This is a genomic window from Massilia cavernae, from assembly GCF_003590855.1.
GTDB lineage: Bacteria > Pseudomonadota > Gammaproteobacteria > Burkholderiales > Burkholderiaceae_D > Telluria_A > Telluria_A cavernae.
The window spans coordinates 1-2,507 of record NZ_QYUP01000029.1; the positions used below are offsets into that span (position 1 = coordinate 1).

At 55.6% G+C, this 2,507-nt stretch carries 2 protein-coding genes and 2 pseudogenes; 2 read left to right on the top strand and 2 right to left on the bottom strand.

Translation table 11 applies throughout. The annotated features are described in order from the left end of the window. Positions 1 to 588: tyrosine-type recombinase/integrase (locus D3872_RS03230; protein ID WP_147373777.1), on the top strand; the 588-nt coding region annotated here is incomplete at its 5' end. A 119-nt stretch (positions 589 to 707) separates the two neighbouring features. On the opposite strand, the pseudogene D3872_RS03235 reads toward D3872_RS03230, so the two are convergent. Continuing rightward, positions 708 to 1,319: pseudogene (locus D3872_RS03235) on the bottom strand (IS21 family transposase); the annotation flags it as partial. A 235-nt stretch (positions 1,320 to 1,554) separates the two neighbouring features. Beyond that, a pseudogene (locus D3872_RS03240) lies at positions 1,555 to 1,701 on the bottom strand (IS630 family transposase); the annotation flags it as partial. 442 nt (positions 1,702 to 2,143) lie between these two features. Between D3872_RS03240 and D3872_RS25185 the strand changes: the two are divergent. Further along, on the top strand, positions 2,144 to 2,507 hold a 364-nt coding region (locus tag D3872_RS25185), incomplete at its 3' end, for a hypothetical protein (protein WP_147373778.1).

Sequence of the window (2,507 nt, forward strand, 5' to 3'; positions counted from 1 at the left end):
CGAACGTGCATCGAGGGGCAGCGTGACCATGCCCTGCTGTCCTTCCTGTATAACACTGGCGCGCGCATTCAGGAGGCGCTTGATGTTTGTCCAGGTGCGATACGCTTTGATGCGCCTGCGTGCGTGCGCCTGTTCGGCAAAGGGCGCAAGGAACGCATCTGTCCACTTTGGCCGGAAACTATCGCTTTACTTAAAGCACTTCTTCGACGGCAGCCACGTGCCGATGATGAACCCTTGTTTGTGAACCGTTACGGCGTTACCCTCGGCTCTTCTGGAATACGCTTTAAATTGGCGCAGTATGTCAATGCCGCCGCGCAGGCCGTCCCGACGCTGTCGTCAAAGAACGTAACCCCACACAGCTTTCGGCACGCGGCCGCTGTCCACCTGATCGCTGCCGGCGTGGATGTCACTGTGATTCGAAGCTGGTTGGGGCATGTCAGCCTCGATACGACCAATCACTACGCCCAGGCCAATCTGGACACCAAGCGGGCGGCGCTAGAGCAGCTCGATCATGGTTCAAAAACAGTTAGCAAGCCTCCGCGGTGGAAGCGTGACGAACACTTGCTCGCCTGGCTCGATTCGCTCTAATCAATGCCATGAAATAATGTGAAGGAGAATCGCCGTCAACGCCGGTCAGGCAAGGCAAGATTGGGACTCCTTCACATTATTCGGTCCTGCTGATAACCGCAGTTATCACCAGCTGGTGATAACTCGACCACGCCGCCGATGAAGGCCAGCGCACGCGCAGTGGACTCGAGCCAGTCCTTCATCGTTTCACTTGGCGTCGCGCAGGCGAAGGTGTAGCTTGAAGCGCCCAAGGCAGCGACAAAGATGTGGGCACGGCTTCCATCGGTCAGCGCGATGGTGGGGCCGGCGTAATCGATGAACAGCTTCTCGCCGGCCCGGTGCACCTGGCGCATCGAGCGCTTGAGCTGCCTGGCGAAGCGGCGGTAGTTTTCGCAGAACTGGGAGTAGCTGTAGGTCTGCACATCCGCGTAGTCAGCGCGGTGTTCTTCCCACAACAGCATCAGCGTCATGCCCTTGCGGCGCAGCTCCTGATGCAGGCGGCCGTAGTCAGGCTGCACGTGATCGCGTGGCTGCTCGGGAGCGGCCAGCAGGCGCCGCTCCAGGGCCGCCTCGTCCAGCCCCTGGACCATCGTCCAATCCAAGCCTGCGGCGGCGGCGAGGCCAACATACTTGGTGACGACACCCTTGGAAATCCCCAGCGCGGCGGCGATCTGCTGGTGGGACATCTTGGCGTCCAACTTCAAACGCAATACGTCTTTTATCTTACGCATATTGATCCTTGATACCGGCACGCTGTCTCCAGACAAAAAGCTGGCAGCGTACTCGGTCGGTTGCTATATGCGTAACATCACTTCTGCTCTGTACGACGCCATTCCGGTATCGTGACCGCTGATTCCGGCATCGTGACCGCCGATTCCGGTGGCGGCCGAAATCGGTCACGATAGACCGGAATGGGTGGTCACGATGGACCGGAATGGCCGGTCACGATGGACCGGAATCGCTGGTCACGATAGACCGGAATACCCAGAATATCGTCGTGACGTTCATGCCGAATGCGGCAGCCACGCTCGCCACTGGTTGCCCATCACGCACCGCCTTGATGGCTTGTTGGCGCATTACTTGAAGCGCGTGATGGTCAAGTTTGCGGCCGTCAGAAGTTCGTTTGCATTTCATGCCAACATTATATTACAAACTAACTTTACTTTCTAGAAGGTTAGTAACGAGCGGGAAATGAGCAAACGCTGCGCCGCGAGATTTCGGGTACGACGGGTTGAACCCATCCTTCGCCGTCCGCCCACCGTGGACACGAGGGACAACTCGGTCTACTCAGGGGCTAACGTATCCTGATTACCTAAGCTTGACAATATCAAGAGAGCGCGGAGTGGCCACGGTAATGCAGGATAGGCTTGCGCCGGCGAACGTGTTCCCAAGAGCCGTTTTCGGTCGCGCGATCGCCATCGCGCCTGAAGTGAAAATTCCGTGAAAGCTACTTTTGGACAATTCTGAAGGTTGACTTTCGCAACCATATAGTTTATAAATGAAATACTCATTGCAGCAAGTTGCGTTTCGAAAATACAATAGATTAGTCAATTATTTCTCCCAGTCGAGGATCTCCATGTCAAATTTGCAGGATGCTGCGCTGCTGAACGAAAGTATTTCAATATTCGAACGCGCTGCGGATCAATATATTAATGGAGGGTTTTCTGGAAAAGACTTGGACGTAGCGCGAAACGCATTTGCGGATGCTCTTTCCGCTGCGTGCGCGATAATTCCGCCGCGCGAGGGAAATGAACTCGATCAATTGCTTTCTGAGGTCGAGAAATCAACACGAGGACAGAGGGATGCATCGTTGTTGCTGATGCGTGCTTTGGCAGTTGACGGCCTGCTTCCCGTGGAAGATTCAGGGAGTAGGGTTACACGCATACTGCCCGCTCTAGTTGAGAAATTTGTTCCCGATATAACAAAGCATACAAAGACGG